The 13,615-nt window shown below is 68.5% G+C and carries 20 protein-coding genes; 10 read left to right on the top strand and 10 right to left on the bottom strand.

Annotated elements, in window-relative coordinates:
• The first annotated feature begins 109 nt into the window (after window positions 1-109).
• Both BST17_RS16325 and BST17_RS16320 read left to right on the top strand, forming a co-directional pair.
• Entirely contained in the window at window positions 110-778 is a 669-nt protein-coding gene (locus BST17_RS16325) for a potassium channel family protein (protein WP_109750172.1), read from the top strand.
• Window positions 775-1,440, top strand: a complete 666-nt coding sequence (locus BST17_RS16320) for a potassium channel family protein (RefSeq protein ID WP_083059806.1) — start codon at window positions 775-777, stop codon at window positions 1,438-1,440. Before BST17_RS16325 ends, BST17_RS16320 begins: the two co-directional genes overlap by 4 nt.
• Window positions 1,441-1,447: 7 nt before the next feature.
• Here BST17_RS16320 and BST17_RS16315 read toward each other — a convergent pair whose 3' ends face one another.
• Together BST17_RS16315 and BST17_RS16310 are read right to left on the bottom strand one after the other, a co-directional pair.
• Complete coding sequence (locus BST17_RS16315; RefSeq protein WP_234807695.1) at window positions 1,448-2,116, bottom strand: DUF3159 domain-containing protein; 669 nt, start codon at window positions 2,114-2,116, stop codon at window positions 1,448-1,450.
• Window positions 2,113-2,484, bottom strand: a complete 372-nt coding sequence (locus tag BST17_RS16310) for an OB-fold nucleic acid binding domain-containing protein (RefSeq protein ID WP_019512968.1) — start codon at window positions 2,482-2,484, stop codon at window positions 2,113-2,115. Before BST17_RS16310 ends, BST17_RS16315 begins: the two co-directional genes overlap by 4 nt.
• 109 nt (window positions 2,485-2,593) lie before the next feature.
• On the opposite strand from BST17_RS16310, the gene BST17_RS16305 reads away from it, so the two are divergent.
• Entirely contained in the window at window positions 2,594-3,304 is a 711-nt protein-coding gene (locus BST17_RS16305; protein ID WP_083059805.1) for an alpha/beta fold hydrolase, read from the top strand.
• Here the strand turns inward: BST17_RS16305 and BST17_RS16300 are convergent.
• Together BST17_RS16300 and dut are read right to left on the bottom strand one after the other, a co-directional pair.
• Window positions 3,301-3,996, bottom strand: a complete 696-nt coding sequence (locus tag BST17_RS16300; protein ID WP_083059804.1) for a DUF3710 domain-containing protein — start codon at window positions 3,994-3,996, stop codon at window positions 3,301-3,303. The two genes, BST17_RS16305 and BST17_RS16300, sit on opposite strands and share 4 nt — an antisense overlap.
• Window positions 3,996-4,460 (bottom strand): dUTP diphosphatase, encoded by a 465-nt coding sequence (gene dut, locus BST17_RS16295; RefSeq protein ID WP_083059803.1) that lies wholly within the window; start codon window positions 4,458-4,460, stop codon window positions 3,996-3,998. The genes BST17_RS16300 and dut overlap by 1 nt, the downstream gene beginning before the upstream one ends.
• A 25-nt stretch (window positions 4,461-4,485) precedes the next feature.
• On the opposite strand from dut, the gene BST17_RS16290 reads away from it, so the two are divergent.
• Window positions 4,486-4,974: a DUF3093 domain-containing protein gene (locus tag BST17_RS16290; protein ID WP_083059802.1), complete on the top strand. Its 489-nt coding sequence runs from the start codon at window positions 4,486-4,488 to the stop codon at window positions 4,972-4,974.
• Between the two features lie 34 nt (window positions 4,975-5,008).
• Here the strand turns inward: BST17_RS16290 and BST17_RS16285 are convergent, their stop codons facing one another.
• Window positions 5,009-5,311, bottom strand: a complete 303-nt coding sequence (locus tag BST17_RS16285; protein ID WP_083059801.1) for a DUF4193 domain-containing protein — start codon at window positions 5,309-5,311, stop codon at window positions 5,009-5,011.
• A 170-nt stretch (window positions 5,312-5,481) separates the two neighbouring features.
• On the opposite strand from BST17_RS16285, the gene cei reads away from it, so the two are divergent.
• Entirely contained in the window at window positions 5,482-6,141 is a 660-nt protein-coding gene (gene cei / locus BST17_RS16280) for an envelope integrity protein Cei (RefSeq protein ID WP_083059800.1), read from the top strand.
• A gap of 1 nt (window position 6,142) precedes the next feature.
• Here the strand turns inward: cei and BST17_RS16275 are convergent, their stop codons facing one another.
• Window positions 6,143-6,946, bottom strand: a complete 804-nt coding sequence (locus BST17_RS16275; RefSeq protein ID WP_083059896.1) for an inositol monophosphatase family protein — start codon at window positions 6,944-6,946, stop codon at window positions 6,143-6,145.
• A gap of 74 nt (window positions 6,947-7,020) precedes the next feature.
• Between BST17_RS16275 and ppgK the strand changes: the two genes are divergently transcribed.
• On the top strand, window positions 7,021-7,782 hold the full coding sequence (ppgK, locus tag BST17_RS16270) for a polyphosphate--glucose phosphotransferase (protein ID WP_207573654.1): 762 nt from the start codon (window positions 7,021-7,023) through the stop codon (window positions 7,780-7,782).
• Window positions 7,783-7,970: 188 nt separating this feature from the next.
• Window positions 7,971-9,380 carry an RNA polymerase sigma factor gene (locus BST17_RS16265; RefSeq protein ID WP_083059894.1) on the top strand — a complete coding sequence of 470 codons (1,410 nt, stop codon included), beginning with the start codon at window positions 7,971-7,973 and terminating at the stop codon, window positions 9,378-9,380.
• A 57-nt stretch (window positions 9,381-9,437) separates the two neighbouring features.
• Here the strand turns inward: BST17_RS16265 and BST17_RS16260 are convergent, their stop codons facing one another.
• Genes BST17_RS16260 through BST17_RS16250 form a run of 3 tightly spaced genes read right to left on the bottom strand, consistent with a single transcriptional unit; the run spans window position 9,438 to window position 11,493 of the window.
• Window positions 9,438-10,232: a hypothetical protein gene (locus BST17_RS16260; RefSeq protein ID WP_083059798.1), complete on the bottom strand. Its 795-nt coding sequence runs from the start codon at window positions 10,230-10,232 to the stop codon at window positions 9,438-9,440.
• Window positions 10,233-10,273: 41 nt separating this feature from the next.
• Entirely contained in the window at window positions 10,274-11,080 is an 807-nt protein-coding gene (locus BST17_RS16255) for an SDR family NAD(P)-dependent oxidoreductase (protein ID WP_083059797.1), read from the bottom strand.
• Window positions 11,081-11,136: 56 nt separating this feature from the next.
• Window positions 11,137-11,493: a DUF952 domain-containing protein gene (locus BST17_RS16250; RefSeq protein ID WP_234807703.1), complete on the bottom strand. Its 357-nt coding sequence runs from the start codon at window positions 11,491-11,493 to the stop codon at window positions 11,137-11,139.
• Window positions 11,494-11,628: 135 nt separating this feature from the next.
• On the opposite strand from BST17_RS16250, the gene BST17_RS16245 reads away from it, so the two are divergent.
• Together BST17_RS16245 and BST17_RS16240 are read left to right on the top strand one after the other, a co-directional pair.
• The gene (locus BST17_RS16245) at window positions 11,629-11,820 is read left to right on the top strand and encodes a DUF7455 domain-containing protein (protein WP_083059795.1); all 192 of its coding nucleotides are present in this window, start codon (window positions 11,629-11,631) and stop codon (window positions 11,818-11,820) included.
• Window positions 11,821-11,881: 61 nt separating this feature from the next.
• On the top strand, window positions 11,882-12,823 hold the full coding sequence (locus BST17_RS16240; protein WP_083059793.1) for a YihY/virulence factor BrkB family protein: 942 nt from the start codon (window positions 11,882-11,884) through the stop codon (window positions 12,821-12,823).
• Here the strand turns inward: BST17_RS16240 and BST17_RS16235 are convergent.
• Window positions 12,813-13,049: a DUF3039 domain-containing protein gene (locus BST17_RS16235; RefSeq protein ID WP_030135100.1), complete on the bottom strand. Its 237-nt coding sequence runs from the start codon at window positions 13,047-13,049 to the stop codon at window positions 12,813-12,815. The two genes, BST17_RS16240 and BST17_RS16235, sit on opposite strands and share 11 nt — an antisense overlap.
• A gap of 56 nt (window positions 13,050-13,105) precedes the next feature.
• Here BST17_RS16235 and BST17_RS16230 point away from each other — a divergent pair, with 56 nt between their 5' ends.
• Window positions 13,106-13,516, top strand: a complete 411-nt coding sequence (locus BST17_RS16230; protein ID WP_083059791.1) for a DUF3099 domain-containing protein — start codon at window positions 13,106-13,108, stop codon at window positions 13,514-13,516.
• The last annotated feature ends 99 nt before the right edge of the window (window positions 13,517-13,615 follow it).

Raw genomic sequence — 13,615 nt, 5'->3', positions numbered from 1 at the left:
AGCGCACCGGCGAGTGGCTGTAGCGTTCCGGGTGCGCTGGTTCAATCGCGTGTTGGATGGCGTGTGGGAAGTGACGGTATTCCTGGACGACGGCCAGAGAGGACCGAGTGTGCGGGTAGTGGTGATGGGGTGCGGCCGGGTTGGCGCATCGCTGGCGGACGGACTGGCCAGGATCGGCCATGAGGTCGCCGTGATCGATCGTGATTCGACCGCGTTCAACCGGCTGTCCCCGGAGTTCACCGGCGAGCGCGTGCTCGGCATGGGCTTCGACCGGGATGTGCTGCTGCGCGCGGGAATCGAGGAAGCCGGGGCCTTCGCAGCGGTGTCCTCCGGCGACAACTCGAACATCATCTCGGCGCGGGTGGCCCGGGAGACCTTCGGCGTCGAGCGCGTCGTCGCCCGCATCTACGACGCCAAGCGCGCCGCGGTCTACGAGCGGCTCGGGATCCCGACGGTGGCCACCGTGCCGTGGACCACCGACCGGTTGCTCAACGTGCTCACCCGCGAGTCCGAGACCACCAAGTGGCGCGACCCGTCCGGCAACGTGGGGGTGGCCGAACTGCCGCTGCACGAGGACTGGGCCGGTCATCCGGTGACCGAACTCGAAGCCGCGACCGGCGGGCGGGTGGCGTTCATGCTGCGCCTGGGGACCGGCCTGCTACCCGACGGCAAGACCATCATCCAGGCCGGCGACCACGTGTTCATCGCCGCCATCTCCGGCCACATCGCCGAGGCGCTGGCGATCTCGGCCCTACCGCCCAGCGAGGACAACGAATGAAGGTCGCCATCGCCGGGGCCGGGGCGGTCGGCCGGTCCATCGCGCGCGAGCTCGTCGGCAATCACGAGGTGACGCTGCTGGAACGCGACCCCGAGCACATCGACGTCGACGCCATCCCGGCCGCGCACTGGCGCCTCGGCGACGCCTGCGAGTTGAGCCTGCTGGAATCGGTGAAGCTCGAGGACTTCGACGTGGTGATCGCCGCCACCGGCGACGACAAGGCCAACGTGGTGCTCAGCCTGCTGGCCAAGACCGAATTCGCGGTGCCGCGCGTGGTGGCCCGGGTCAACGATCCGCGCAACGAGTGGCTGTTCGACGAGAACTGGGGCGTCGACGTCGCGGTGTCCACGCCGCGCATGCTCGCCTCACTCGTCGAGGAGGCCGTGGCGGTGGGCGATCTGGTGCGGCTGCTGAGTTTCCGCAAGGGTCAGGCCAACCTGGTCGAGATCACCCTGCCCGACGACACCCCGTGGGGCGGTAAGGCGGTCAAGCGGCTCAACCTGCCGCGGGATGCCTCGCTGGTGACGATCCTGCGCGGCCCCCGCGTGATCGTGCCCGAGGGCGACGAACCGCTGGAGGGCGGCGACGAGCTGGTGTTCGTGGCCACCACCGAGGCCGAGGACGAACTGCGCGAGCTACTGCTGCGGCCGCAGGCGCGCTAGCGTGCCGTCAAGGGCGAGTCGCTGACTCCTGCAGCGCCCTCTGCGCGGCGCGGATGGCGAACCAGGTGATCAGTGCGGCCACACCGGTCAACGGCCAGCCCATCGCGATCCGGGCCACGCCGAGCATGCCGACGTCGTCGGCGTCGTAGAGGTGGCGCTGCACCACGAAGCGGGAGGCGAACACGATCGCCCAGGCGCACGTCGCCACGTCGAAGGCCAGGACCGCGCGGCGCACCGAGCGCCAGTCGCGACCGTGGCCGCTGAACCAGCCCCACGCGTAACCGACCAGCGGTCGGCGGACCAGTACCGACAGGGTGAACACGGCCGCGTACACCAGCGACATCCAGATGCCGTAGGCGAAGTAGCCGCGGGATTCGCCGAGCCACCAGGCGATCAGTGCGCTGATGCCGACGCCGATGAACCCGGACACCGCCGGTTGCACGGACTCGCGGCGGATCAGCCGCCACACCAGGACCAGCGCCGCGGTCCCCAGGGCGGCGTAGATGGCGGGCATCAACCCGAACTTGGTCGAGACCGGCACGAACACCAGGACCGGCAGCGAGGAGTAGATCAGGCCGCTGAGGCCGCCCATCTGCTCGAGGATCGCCTGCCCGCCCTTCTTGGCAGGTTCCTCGGGTGTGGCGGTCTCGTCTTCGGCGGGTTTGGGCTCCGTCACTTCTGAATCTCGTAGTGCGGGTTGTAGATCGCCTTCGCACCGTTGTCCAGCTTGCCGATCCGCCCGTGCACACGCAGGGTCCGCCCGGTCTCGATGCCCGGGATCCGGCGCTGTCCCAACCAGACCAACATCACCGCGTCGGTGCCGTCGAACAACTCGGCCTTCACCCCGCCGGCGCAGGCCTTGCCGTTGCATTCGACGCTGCGCAGGGTGCCGACCATGGTGACTTCCTGGCCACGCTCACAGTCGATGGCCTTCTGCGCGCCGGTGCCGGCCGCCTCATCGCTGAGTTCCTCGACATCGCGTTGCTCGGGGTCTTCCGTCAACCGGCGGGTAAGCCGGCGAAGATACCCTTCGGCCGTAGCCATGACCTCTCCCTCACCGTGAATCGTCTTCGATCCACACGTTGACCAACGCCACGGTAGACCTGTTGGTTCCGATTCGCCACGCCGGGCTTCGGCGCGGCACGATCGAGTGATGACCGTCGACCTGAGTGGTGTCACGACCGTTCTGATGGCAGGCACCGGCTCCGACGACGACTACGCCTATCGGGCGTTCGCCGGGCCGCTGCACGAGGCCGGCGCGGTGGTGCTGACCCCCGCCCCCGATCCCCACCGGCTGGTCGCCCACTATCTCGACGTGCTCGACGAGGCCCTGCGGGCCGGCGGACCGATCGCTGTCGGCGGCGTGTCGATCGGCGCAGCGATCGCAGCCAACTGGGCGCTGGCGCATCCGGACGGCACGGTGGCCGTGCTGGCCGCGCTGCCGGCCTGGTCGGGGTCGCCGCACGCCGCCGCGGCGGCGCTGGCGGCCCGGGCCTCGGCGCAGCAGTTGCGCACCGACGGACTGACCGCGACCGTCGCGGCGATGCGGGTGTCGACACCGGCCTGGCTGGCCGATGAGCTGGCCCGATCCTGGACCGCACAGTGGCCGGGGCTGCCCGAGGCGATGGATGAGGCGGCCGGCTATGTGGCGCCGACGGTCGAGGAGCTGCGGACACTGCGGGCGCCGATGGGTATCGCGGCGGCCACCGACGACCCGGTGCATCCGGCCGAGGTGGCCGTCGAATGGGCGGCGGCGGCACCGCGCGCAGCACTGCGCACGGTGACCCTCGACCAGCTGGGTACCGACGCGTCGTGCCTGGGCCTGTCGTGCCTGGCCGCGCTGTCAGAGGCCGCGCAGCGTTAGCCGCCGGTGATGGTGCTGCGCATCTGCTGCATGGCCGTGCCCTGTGCGCTGCGGCGGGCGGCCGGCTCGGGTGGGGTCTGCCCCTGGGCCTGGGCCTGCGCGGCGGCCTGCTGGGCGGCGGCGGCACGCAACTGGGCGGCCATCGCCTCGGGAAGTTGCACCGCCAGCGGGGTGCGCACCGGCAGCGGGGTGTCACCGCGACGAACCACGGTGTCGGCCAACGCTTCCCGAGCCTCGACCGCCAGGGCCTCGACGTTCTCGGGCAGCCCGTTGACCACACAGCGGATCATCCAGCGATAGCCGTCGACGCCGATGAAACGCACCACGCCGGGCTGCTGTCCCTGCGGCGCCGAAGTGCTGGCACCCACCACCTCACGGCCCCACTTGCCGTCCTCGATGCGGACCTTCGCGCCGTCCTTGCGCAGTGAGTCGGCCAGCTCGCCGGCCACCTCCCGCCACAGGCCGGCCGATTTGGGTGCCGCGTAGGCGGCGATGGTGAAGCGGCCGTTGGGGGTGACCACCCACACCGAACTCGGCACCCCCTGATCGGTCAGCTCGACCTGCACCTGGCCCGCGGCCGGCAGCGGGATGAGCACCGAGCCGAGGTCCAGGCGCGCCACCGTCGCGGACTCCGGATCGTCGAAGTCCTCGATGTCGAACGGGCCGTCAAAATCGTCGTCGTTATCTACCATCACAAACTCGCATGTCCGCCTGAAGAGCCGTGGCCACCACTGCCACGGGAGGTGTCAGCCAGCCCGGCCTCGTCGAACGACGACACCTCGACCAGCTCGGGAAGTTCGACCCGCTGCACCAACAGCTGTGCGATGCGATCTCCGCGCCGCACCGCTATCGGCTGCTGCGGGTCGAGGTTGATCAACGCCACCTTGATCTCACCACGGTACCCGGCGTCGACGGTGCCCGGACTGTTGACGATCGAAAGGCCAACGCGCGTAGCCAATCCCGACCGCGGATGAATCAGACCGACCATGCCGTGCGGGATGGCCACCGCGATCCCGGTGGGCACCAGACTGCGGTGCCCGGGTGCCAGATCGACGTCCACGGCGCTGTACAGGTCGACACCGGCATCGCCGTCGTGGGCCCGGCTGGGCATCGGAAGGTCGCGATCCAGTCGCACGACCGCCAGAGAAGTGGGCACGGCCGATGAGATTACTCTTGGGCACGTGTCCGACACGCGCGCCATCGCCCAAACCGTGCGTTACCGCGAGCGCCTCCGGGTGCCGTGGTGGTTCTGGCTGCCCGGCCTGGGATTGGCGGCCCTGATCGCCGCCGAGGTCAACATGGGTGTCGCCGCCCTGCCCGATTGGCTGCCGTACGCGGTGTTGTTGCCGGTCGCGGCGGCGGCGTTGATGTGGATGGGCCGCATGGAGGTCCGGGTCGTCGCGAGCGGCCCGTCAGGTGATGCGGCGGTCGAATTGTGGGCGGGCCCGGCACATCTGCCGGTGAATGTGATCGCCCGGTCGGCCGAAGTTCCCCGATCGGCCAAGTCGGCGGCCCTGGGTCGCCAACTGGACCCAGCGGCCTATGTGCTGCACCGGGCCTGGGTCGGCCCGATGGTTCTCATAGTGCTCGACGATCCCGACGATCCCACCCCCTATTGGCTGGTCAGCTGCCGGCACCCCGATCGGGTGCTGGCTGCCTTGCGGAGCTGACCGCCCGGGATCGCCGGGCCTGCGCTGCCGGTGATCAGGCCGCGCAGTCCGTGCAGATCATCACGCCGCCCTTTTCACTCGCCAGTCGGCTGCGGTGGTGGACCAGGAAGCAGCTCGAGCAGGTGAACTCGTCGGCCTGCTTCGGGACGACACGCACCGACAGTTCCTCACCGGACAGATCGGCACCGGGCAGCTCGAACGATTCGGCAGACTCCGATTCGTCGACGTCCACGACGGCCGACTGGGCCTCGTTACGTCGCGCCTTGAGCTCCTCGAGCGAATCCTCCGAGACATCGTCGGTCTCGGTCCGTCGCGGAGCGTCGTAGTCGGTTGCCATTCAATCCCCTCCAAAATCCTTGTGCGTGGTGCAGCAGAGCTTTGTACCAGCGCAGAACGCCTACGCCAAATGATTCGTGCCCCGAATCGGTCCGGATTGACTGTGATTTATATCACAGTACAAAACTCCTGGTAGAGGCTGCGAGGGCGGCATACCTCTAAGGTGCAGGGGTGGTCGCATCCATCACCGAGGGCACGGCGTTCGACAAACACGGCCGGCCGTTCCGTCGCCGCAACTTCGTTCCCGTGCTGTGCCTGTTCGTGGCGCTGGCCCTGGTCACCGGCGTGGTGTGGGTGATCGCGCTCAACCAGTCCACCGCGGTACCGGAGGCGGTGGCCTGCAACGCACCCCCACCTCCGGCCGGCGGTGACTCCGCCACCCAGACCCAGCTCGGCGAGCCGGTGTCGCGCACCGAGATGGCCGAGGTGATGCCGGCCCGCCTGGCAGACACCAAGATCCAGGTCCTCAACGCCAGCGGGCAGGGCGGCCAGGCCGCCGAGGTGTCCGGGGCGCTGCAAGGCCTCGGCTTCGCCCAGCCGACCGCCGCCAACGATCCCGTGTACGCCAACAGCCGCCTGGAATGCCAGGGCCAGATCCGGTTCGGCGAGGCGGGCCGGGCGGCCGCGGCCGCGGTGTGGCTGGTCGCCCCGTGCACCGAGCTGTTCCAGGACAGCCGCACCGACGACACCGTCGACCTCGCGGTCGGCACCGAGTTCACCGAGTTCAGCCGCAGCGACGATATCGACGCAATGCTGGCGGGTCTGCGTCCCGACGCGACCCAGCCCGCCGATGCGGCGCTGCTGACCAAGATCCACAGCGCGACCTGCTGACCTACCCGATCCGGGCCGCCAGCGCCTCGGCGATCCCCGGCGCGGCGGCCATCAGTGCGGTACCGGCGTCCTCGCTCGGCAACCGGACCACCGCCCCCGCCTCGGCGGCGATCAGCGCACCGGCGGCCCAGTCCCACACCCGCACGTCGTTCTCGAAGTAGGCGTCGAGCCGGCCCTCTGCGACCATGCACAGGTCCAGCGCGCAGGATCCGATGCGTCGGACATCACGCACCTGGGCCAGCAACTCGGCCAGCACCGCCGCCTGCCGGGCGCGCTGCTGGGCCTGATAGGAGAACCCGGTTCCCACCAGGGCCATCGACAGATCGTCAATGACGTTGCAGCGCAGTGCCGTCTGCGTGCCCGCTCCGGTCAGCGTGGCACCGTGGCCCAGCGCCGCCGAGTACACCTCGCCGGTAGACACGTTGGCCACCGCACCGGCCACCGACACCCCGTCGATCTGCACGCCCACCGAGACGGCGTAGGCCTCGATGCCGTAGACGAAGTTCACGGTGCCGTCGATGGGGTCGATGACCCAGACCGGGACGCCGGGCTCGCCGACCGCCGAACCGCCCTCCTCCTCGCCGAGCACATGATCACCGGGCCGCAGCTCGGCCAGCCGCTCGCGCAGCAGACGCTCGGTCTCCTTGTCCACCACCGTCACCGGATCGGTCGGCGTGCTCTTGGCCTCCACCGCGCCCTGCACCGGGGTCGCGCCGAACACCTCGGCCCGCCGGGTCTGTACGAAAGTCGCCGCCTCCGTGGCCAGTTGCTCGGACACCGTGCGCAGGGTCTGCGGATCAGTCATGGCATACATCGCACCACAACCCGTTAGGGTGGTGTCGAATTGCGTTGTCTCCCCGCCTGCCTAGGAGCGCTCCCGTGACCGATTCGCCCAATACCGGCTTCGGCGTCGATGTCGGCGGCAGCGGCATCAAAGGCGGCATCGTCGACCTCGACACCGGCGCCCTCGTCGGCGACCGCTTCAAGCTGGCCACCCCGCAGCCGGCCACCCCGGAGGCCGTGGCGGCCACGGTCGCAGCCGTGGTGCGCGAGTTCGGCTGGACCGGCAAGCTGGGGGTCACCTATCCCGGTGTGGTGACCGGCGGTGTGGTGCGCACCGCGGCCAATGTCGACAAGGCCTGGATCGGCACCAACGCCGCCGAGACCATCTCCGGAGTCCTGGACGGCCAGCCGGTCACCGTCCTCAACGACGCCGACGCCGCCGGACTGGCCGAGGAGCGCTACGGCGCGGGCAAGGACAACAGCGGGCTGATCGTGCTGCTGACCTTCGGCACCGGCATCGGGTCGGCCGTCATCCACAACGGCGTGCTGCTGCCCAACACCGAGTTCGGCCACCTCGAGGTGGGCGGCAAGGAGGCCGAGCACCGCGCGGCGTCCTCGGTGAAGGAACGCAAGGAATGGAACTACCAGCGCTGGACCGAGGAGGTCACCAAGGTGCTGGTGACGATCGAGAACGCGATCTGGCCCGATCTGTTCATCGCCGGCGGCGGCATCAGCCGCAAGGCCGACCGGTGGATCCCGATGCTGAAGAATCGCACCCCGGTGGTCCCCGCGGCGCTGCTCAATTCGGCCGGAATCGTCGGCGCGGCGATGGCCGCCGAGGGCATTCACGTGCAGTAACACGCCGCCGAATTTGCCGCGCGGCGCGGTGCTGGACCACACTGTCGTTACAATGGTCGATGGCGGCCGCCTTGAGAAGATAGCGGCGGATATCCCAGCAGAGATATGACGCCAATATTCGAGACAGCCGACGAACTTGCGGTGACGCCTGCGCGCGGTCACCGTCCAGCATTACCGAGAGGGTGTACGTGGCAGCGACAGAGGCAAGCCCGGCAACCGAAGAGCCGGTGAAGGCCACCGCCACCAAGACCGCCGCGAAGAAGGCGCCGGCCAAGAAGGCACCGGCCAAGAAGGCCGCGAAGAAGGCTCCCGCCAAGAAGGCACCGGCCAAGGCCGGGTCACCGCGGGCCAAGAAGGACGAGTCCGGCGAGGAAGTGAACCTCGGCGAGGAACTCGACGGCGCCGACGACCTGGAAGCAGAACCGGGCGACGAGCTCGAAGACGTCGAAATCGACGATCTGGACACCGATGACGACGCCGACGGTGCCGAGGCCGAGGACGCCGACGAGGAGGCCGAGGGCGACGACGCCGCGCCGGTCACCGCGGCCAAGCCGGCCAAGGACGGCGACGACGAGCATCCCGAGCCGACCGAGAAGGACAAGGCCTCCGGCGACTTCGTCTGGGACGAGGAGGAGTCCGAGGCGCTGCGCCAGGCCCGCAAGGACGCCGAACTCACCGCCTCGGCCGACTCGGTGCGCGCCTATCTCAAGCAGATCGGCAAGGTCGCGCTGCTCAACGCCGAGGAAGAGGTCGAGCTCGCCAAGCGCATCGAGGCCGGGCTCTACGCCACCCAGCTGATGACCGAGCTCGCCGACAAGGGTGAGAAGCTGCCCGCCGCGCAGCGCCGCGACATGCAGTGGATCTGCCGCGACGGCGACCGCGCCAAGAACCACCTGCTGGAGGCCAACCTGCGCCTGGTCGTCTCGCTGGCCAAGCGCTACACCGGCCGCGGCATGGCGTTCCTGGACCTCATCCAGGAGGGCAACCTCGGCCTGATCCGCGCGGTCGAGAAGTTCGACTACACCAAGGGCTACAAGTTCTCCACGTACGCCACCTGGTGGATCCGCCAGGCGATCACCCGCGCGATGGCCGACCAGGCCCGCACCATCCGTATCCCGGTGCACATGGTCGAGGTCATCAACAAGCTGGGCCGGATCCAGCGCGAGCTGCTGCAGGACCTGGGTCGCGAACCCACGCCCGAAGAGCTGGCCAAGGAGATGGACATCACGCCGGAGAAGGTGCTGGAGATCCAGCAGTACGCCCGGGAACCCATCTCGCTGGACCAGACCATCGGCGACGAGGGCGACAGCCAGCTCGGTGACTTCATCGAGGACTCCGAGGCCGTCGTGGCCGTCGACGCGGTGAGCTTCACGCTGCTGCAGGATCAGCTGCAGTCGGTGCTGGAGACGCTGTCGGAGCGCGAGGCCGGTGTGGTCCGGCTGCGGTTCGGCCTGACCGACGGTCAGCCGCGCACCCTGGACGAGATCGGCCAGGTCTACGGGGTGACCCGTGAGCGCATCCGCCAGATCGAGTCCAAGACCATGAGCAAGCTGCGCCACCCGAGCCGCTCACAGGTGCTGCGCGACTACCTGGACTAGCAGAGCGTCACGACGACGAAACGGTCGCCTCCGGATGCGGGGGCGACCGTTTCGTCGTCAATGCTTGATTCTGCGCTCGCGCAGCTTGTAGCTCATGGGCCAGGACTCCCGTGATTCGTCCCCGGTCAGCGGCACGCCCTGGCTACCGAGCTTGACGTCATAGGCCTCCAGATCCGGCCCGGCCTCGCGCTCGGCCCGCTCACGCGCGAGGTAGTACAGCTGGTCGATCTCCAGTTCCTTGAACGCCACGAATGTCGACTTCCGCACGGTGTGCGGACTGGTCGCCTCCGCGACCATCCGCTCGGTGAGCACCCGCCCGGCCAGTACCGCGGCACCGAGGAAGGCGAACGGCAGCACCCAGTAGCAGACGAATGACAGTGGGGTCCGGGTGTCGAGGATGGTCGCGTCGCCATAGACGATCGGCGGGATGGCCGCGGACACCGTCATCGCGGCGAACGCCGCCACCCAGATCCAGGTGACCAGCGTGGTGATCCGGCCGAACAGCTCGCTCTTGATCACCTCCGGTGACTGGTCGGCCTCGGCGAACTCACGCACGAACGGCCGGCCGGCCAGCACGCCGATCAGGGCGACCAGCAGGATCCCGGCCGCGCTCAACGGCTGGATCCAGCGTTCCATGAAGGCCTGGCTGGTGGTCAGCGTGAGCACGGCCAGCACCACGAAGGTGGCGATGGCGCCGATCTCCAACGTCCTGGCCCGTGCGCCGCGCACCCTGCCGATGACGAAGGACGCCACCGCGACGGCCAGCGCCACCAGTACCGCGGCTGGGAACGGCACGTTGCCGACCAGAATCCAGTAGACGATCCACGGCGCGAAGCCGGACAGTATTGCCACAGTTGGTCAGTTTACGAAACGGGACCGATGTGTCACGCGAGTCAGCGCAGCACGACGCTACTGGGCGCCCGCGGGGCACCGAGCATCTCGCGGTGCGACGGCGGCGTGCGCCCACCCGCGTCGGTGATGCCGTACCGCTGCGCGAGTTCGGCGCCGATCACCGTCTGCCCGGACAGCGCCGCCAACTCGGGGTCAGCGAACACCGCGTCGATCAGATGTCCGGTGAACTCCGGGGTCTCGGCGTGCTGGGCCGTCGCCGCCAGCGCCTCGGGCTGCCCGGCGAAGGCGGCCCGCAGCCGCTCGGTCAGCAGGATGCCCATCCAGATGGACAGCGTGGCGACCCCGGTCCCGCGGAAGTCGACGGCCATGTCCGCGGCCATCTTGTCGATGCCCGCCTTCTGGGCGCCGTAGGCGGGACCGTGCATGTAGCACACCGATCCCGGTGACGAGGTGAAGGCGATCAGCCCGCGCGGCCTGCGCACCAGCAGCGGCGCGGCGTGCCAGGACGCCACATAGGCCGATCGCAGTCCGACATCGAGCACATTGCCCAATTCGATCGGCTTGTCCCAGAACGGTTTCGAGCCGGTCAACTCGTCGTGCACGACGGCCGCGTTGTTCACCAACAGGTCCAGCCCACCCGATTCCCGGCCGACCCGCTCGAACAGGGCCGCCACCGCGTCGTCATCGCGGTGGTCCAGCCGCACCGCGACGCCGCCGGGCGGCGCCGCCCCGATGGTCCGGCCGGTGCCGTAGACCTTCCAGCCGCGCTCGCCCAGGGCCGCCGCGATCCCGCGGCCTGCGCCGCGACTGGCTCCGGTCACCACCGCGACCCGCTGGGCTGCCGTCACCGCATCAACCTACTTCGACGATCGGGTGACTACCATGGCGACGTGCCCGAACACCGTCAGTCCATCGCGGCGAATGTGCCGTCGGCCGATGGCAGATAGGGCGTGACACTTGTCACAGCAGCGGCCGGCAACGGGCCGTAAAGATGTGGGAACAACATTGATTCGGGATCACCCGGCACCCCCGGTTCCCAGCGCACCTCGTCGGTCAGCGCGGCGGGGTCGATGCGCAGCAGGACGAGGTCGGTCCGCCCCGCAAAGAGCCGATTGGCCGGGAGATGAACCTGCTCAGGCGACGAAAGATGGACGAACCCGACTTCGCTCAGCGATGCCGGCCGGTGTTCGCCGACGACACGCGCCCGCTCCCAATCGGTGTCGGCGCACAGGTGCAAAAGGACGTCAGTGTGGGTACTCACGCTGTCCAGGTTGCCCGCACGGTAACGCAGGTGCAGTGAGACACGACACACCGGTGAACCACCAGGGAACAAGGCCAGAACCGAAAACGTCTGACACAGTAGACATACGCACCAAAGCAGAACGGAGGAAGCGCCGTGAACGCAACCTTGACCAGTCCGGAACTGACTCGGGCCGATCGCTGCGACCGCTGTGGTGCCGCCGCGCGGGTACGCGCGAAGCTGCCCTCCGGAGCGGAGCTTCTGTTCTGCCAGCACCACGCCAACGAGCACGAGGCGAAGCTGATCGAACTGGCGGCCGTCATCGAAGTGAGTCCGGTCGACGCCTGACCAATGAACCACACCGCCCGACCGGGCGGTGTGGTTCGGCGTCCGGAATGCTGGAGCGGTGATGACCGACCAGCCACCGGCAAAGCCATCACGCCATCACATCTGGCCCATTCTCAAGCGCACCCTGTCGAAGGCCTGGGATGACTCCATCTTCTCGGAGTCCGCGCAGGCGGCCTTCTGGTGCGCGCTGTCGTTACCGCCCCTGCTGCTCGGAATGTTGGGCAGCCTGGCGTATCTGGCCCCACTGTTCGGACCGGACACGCTGCCCACCATCGAAGACCAACTCATCGGCACCTCGGAACGGTTCTTCTCCCAGAACGTCGTCAACGAGATCATCGAGCCGACGATCTACGACATCGTCCGGTCGGCGCGCGGCGAGGTGGTGTCGCTGGGCTTCGTCATATCGCTGTGGGCCGGATCATCGGCGGTGTCGGCGTTCGTGGACTCGGTGGTCGAGGCGCACGATCAGACCCCGCTGCGGCATCCGGTGCGGCAGCGCTTCTTCGCCCTCGGGCTGTACGTGATCATGTTGGTGAGCGCGGTGCTGACCGCCCCGTTCATCGCGCTGGGCCCGCGCAAGATCGTGGAGTTCATCCCGGAGAGCTGGTCACACGTACTGCAGTACGGCTACTACCCGGTGTTGGTGGTCGCGCTGATCGTGGTGGTGACGGTGCTCTACCGGGTGTCGCTGCCCAGCCCGCTGCCCACCCATCGACTGGTCGTCGGGGCCGTGTTGGCCACGGCGGTGTTCCTGATCGCCACCTTCAGTCTGCGGTTCTACCTGACCTGGATCACCGCCACCGGGTACACCTACGGGGCGTTGGCGACGCCGATCGCCTTCCTGCTGTTCGCGTTCCTCGCCGGTTTCGCGGTGATGATCGGTGCCGAACTGAACGCCGCGATCCAGGAGGAATGGCCGGCACCGGAAACCCATGCCCGGCGGCTGCGCGCATGGATCGCCGTGAAGACCGAGAAGGCCGAGAAGAACCCGGCTACTTCTTGAGCTGCTCGTAGATCTTCTTGCAGTCGGGGCACACCGGCGAGCCAGGTTTGGCTGCCTTCGTCACCGGGAACACCTCTCCGCACAACGCGACGACATGCGTGCCCATGACCGCACTTTCGGCGATCTTGTCCTTCTTGACGTAGTGGAAAACCTTGGGGGCGTCGTCATCTGTCCCATCGTCGACGCGTTCGTCGGTATCGGGACGTTCGATGGTCTGGGTCTGCATCCCACCATTGTGCCCGGCAGGTGCGGGAGGTGTCGCAGGTGTGGGACAGTAAAGATATGAAACAAAGCCCTGAGCTGAGTTTCGACGACGAAGGTCGCCCGGTGCTCATCACGCGCGCTGCACTGCCCCACGACGAGCAGCATCGCGCACGGGTGCGCAAATACCTCACGCTCATGTCCTTCCGCATCCCGGCACTGGTGCTCGCCGCCGTCGCCTACGGCATCTGGAACAACGGCCTCATCTCGTTGGCGATCATCGTCGCGTCGATCCCGCTGCCGTGGATCGCGGTGCTGATCGCCAACGACCGGCCACCGCGCACCGCCTCGGAGCCACGCCGCTATCCCGACGCGCGGGACGGCCGGCGTACGCCGTTGTTCCCCACCGCCGAACGCCCGGCGCTGCAGGCGCCCGTGCGTCCCCGCCCGAGTACCGGCGGCCCGCAGGCCGGTCCCGGCGTTCCCGACTGAGCAGGCTCTTCGCCACTTCTCAGGACATTCTCAGGTCGACTGTTTAAAGCCGCAGGTCAAGTGGTACGCCACCAGGACCGGGTGGGAACTCACTGACCC

It is taken from the genome of Mycolicibacterium bacteremicum (genome assembly GCF_002086115.1).
Classification (GTDB): domain Bacteria; phylum Actinomycetota; class Actinomycetes; order Mycobacteriales; family Mycobacteriaceae; genus Mycobacterium; species Mycobacterium bacteremicum.
This window is presented reverse-complemented; position numbering and strand designations above follow the sequence as displayed.

Excerpts from the sequence above, each read along its gene's own strand:
- BST17_RS16320 (WP_083059806.1), top strand. The coding sequence starts at position 775 with ATGAAGGTCGCCATCGCCGGGGCCGGGGCGGTCGGCCGGTCCATCGCG.
- BST17_RS16310 (WP_019512968.1), bottom strand. The coding sequence starts at position 2,484 with ATGGCTACGGCCGAAGGGTATCTTCGCCGGCTTACCCGCCGGTTGACG.
- BST17_RS16305 (WP_083059805.1), top strand. The coding sequence starts at position 2,594 with ATGACCGTCGACCTGAGTGGTGTCACGACCGTTCTGATGGCAGGCACC.
- BST17_RS16300 (WP_083059804.1), bottom strand. The coding sequence starts at position 3,996 with ATGGTAGATAACGACGACGATTTTGACGGCCCGTTCGACATCGAGGAC.
- BST17_RS16285 (WP_083059801.1), bottom strand. The coding sequence starts at position 5,311 with ATGGCAACCGACTACGACGCTCCGCGACGGACCGAGACCGACGATGTC.
- BST17_RS16275 (WP_083059896.1), bottom strand. The coding sequence starts at position 6,946 with ATGACTGATCCGCAGACCCTGCGCACGGTGTCCGAGCAACTGGCCACG.
- BST17_RS16240 (WP_083059793.1), top strand. The coding sequence starts at position 11,882 with ATGACCGACCAGCCACCGGCAAAGCCATCACGCCATCACATCTGGCCC.
- BST17_RS16235 (WP_030135100.1), bottom strand. The coding sequence starts at position 13,049 with ATGCAGACCCAGACCATCGAACGTCCCGATACCGACGAACGCGTCGAC.
- BST17_RS16230 (WP_083059791.1), top strand. The coding sequence starts at position 13,106 with ATGAAACAAAGCCCTGAGCTGAGTTTCGACGACGAAGGTCGCCCGGTG.